The sequence below is a fragment of the ANME-2 cluster archaeon genome, assembly GCA_014237145.1.
Classification (GTDB): domain Archaea; phylum Halobacteriota; class Methanosarcinia; order Methanosarcinales; family Methanocomedenaceae; genus Methanocomedens_A.
Genome location: JAAXOC010000092.1, coordinates 1 through 1,561, shown reverse-complemented (window position 1 = coordinate 1,561; position 1,561 = coordinate 1). Strand labels below are relative to the sequence as shown.

Below are 1,561 nucleotides of genomic sequence, written 5' to 3'. Positions count from 1 at the left end.
CTACACAGTGAACGATGATTGGTATGCAAGTTGGGATTCTCTGTTTGTTGATTCTATTGCAGACATAGCAAGCGAAGGCTATAATGGTTGGATGTACTGGGTGAACTATCCGGAAGATCCGATGCCTGGGATTGGTGCAGACCAATTCGTGCTTGAGGATGGAGATGTTGTTACATGGTATTGGAGCAGCAGTATGGATATGACACCAGCAAATTCATCAATGCTCGTGGATATCAATGTTACAGTCACATCCCCTGACCTCATCGCTGTGACCATACATTCCCCTCAAGCAATAACTAAGGACAGTACGCCCCTATTGCATGCAACATTTGATCAGATAGCTGCTTTAACGTGGTATGTTATTGATGATGGAGCTGCCGTAACAGGAGGATCTAATACAGATAATTTAACTGTCACGTTACCGGAACTCCCAGATGGTCAGCATACTGTAACGGTCTATGCAAATAATTCAGATGGAAATGTTGGTTCTGCAACACAAGACTTCCTTGTGGATACTATAGCACCAGTGATCAACTCAGTTACACTGGACCCAACTGATCCGAATACCGGTGATAATATTACAGTCACCGTAAATGCTACGGATAATGTTGGAGTAACAGCTGTAACAGCTGACGGTGTGTCTCTAAGTAACGCTGATGGAGATGATACCTGGGAGGGAACCATAACAGCTATTGAAGGAACCCACACTGTGAACATCTCAGCAAGTGATGCAGCTGCTAATACCGTCTATGACGAAACAGCAAACTATACAGCAACACCCCCTGCTGATAACACAGCACCAGTGATCAACTCAGTTACACTGTACCCGACTGATCCAAATACCGGTGATAATATTACAGTCACTGTAAATGCTACGGATAATGTCGGAGTAACAGCTGTAACAGCTGACGGTGTGTCTCTAAGCAACGCTGGTGGAGATGATACCTGGGAGGGAACCATAACAGCTATTGAAGGAACCCATACTGTGAACATCTCAGCCAGTGATGCAGCTGGTAATACCGTCTATGACGAAACAGCAAACTATACAGCACCACCACCACTTGCTGATAATATAACACCAGTGATCAACTCAGTTACACTGGACCCGACTGATCCGAATACCGGTGATAATATTACGGTCACCGTAAATGCTACGGATAATGTCGGAGTAACAGCTGTCACAGCTGACGGTGAGCCTCTAAGTAATGCTGATGGAGATGATACCTGGGAGGGAACCATAACAGCTATCAACGGGACCCACACTGTGAACATCTCAGCAAGTGATGCAGCTGGTAATACCGTCTATGAAACGGTAAACTATACAGCAACACCACCTGTTCCCACACTTCCAGTCGTACTGGTTGAAGATGTTACAGCAGCGCCAAACGGCTATGCATTTACATCAGTAATGGTTAAAAATGTGACTGGCCTGGGTTCAGGTAATGTCAATGTTACATTTGATCCATCAGTAATTCAGGTAATTGATGTAACCTCAGGAGATGAAAATGCTCTTATTGTGCAGGACTGGAATGTCAATAACACAGCAGGCTCATTGGAGATA

Annotated in this window: 2 protein-coding genes (1 of these 2 cut by a window edge); both read left to right on the top strand. The window is 44.7% G+C overall.

The annotated features are described in order from the left end of the window. Positions 1-18, top strand: the end of a protein-coding gene (locus HF974_11910; GenBank protein ID MBC2699014.1) for a DUF4430 domain-containing protein. The gene continues 1,017 nt to the left of window position 1, outside the view; only the last 18 of its 1,035 coding nucleotides appear in the window; the start codon falls outside the window, past its left edge; the stop codon is at positions 16-18. Then, on the top strand, positions 8-1,561 hold a 1,554-nt coding region (locus HF974_11905; GenBank protein ID MBC2699013.1), incomplete at its 3' end, for a DUF4430 domain-containing protein. The genes HF974_11910 and HF974_11905, both read left to right, overlap by 11 nt.